At 66.9% G+C, this 423-nt stretch carries 1 protein-coding gene; it reads left to right on the forward strand.

What is annotated here, in order from left to right; all coding sequences use genetic code 11:
* Positions 1-168: 168 nt before the first annotated feature.
* On the forward strand, positions 169-423 hold a 255-nt coding region (locus tag ACLD7X_RS19215), incomplete at its 3' end, for a PhoD-like phosphatase N-terminal domain-containing protein (protein ID WP_411425274.1).

The following is a 423-nucleotide window of genomic DNA, read 5'->3' on the forward strand; positions in this document are numbered from 1 at the left end:
GTGGACAACCCGAACACCGGCTTCCTGACCCCGACCCGCAACGCGGATCTGTCGCGCTGGTACATTCAAATCGGCTTGAAGTACGAGTTCTGATCGTCACGAAGCCTTGTCATTCTGGGGGCGGTCCGGTCATGCCGGGCCGCCCTTTTTCTTGTCGGAGCCGCACCCATGTCTGCCGCCTTCAATCCGCGTCGCCGGGCGTTTCTGAACCTCTGGGCGTCGGGGGCTGCAGCGGCGGCGTTTGCCGCGCCCTATCGCGGCGACGCCCGCGCCGAGACGCCGCGCTGGGTGAACGATCCATTCTCGCTTGGCGTCGCATCGGGTGACCCCACAGCTGACGGCTTCGTGCTCTGGACCCGTCTGGCCCCGGAGCCGCTCGACCCCGAGTTTCGCCTCGAAGGCCCGGTGGAGGTGATCGCGGAG

It is taken from the genome of Aphanothece microscopica RSMan92 (assembly GCF_046613545.2).
In the GTDB taxonomy this organism is placed as follows: domain Bacteria; phylum Cyanobacteriota; class Cyanobacteriia; order PCC-6307; family Cyanobiaceae; genus NIES-981.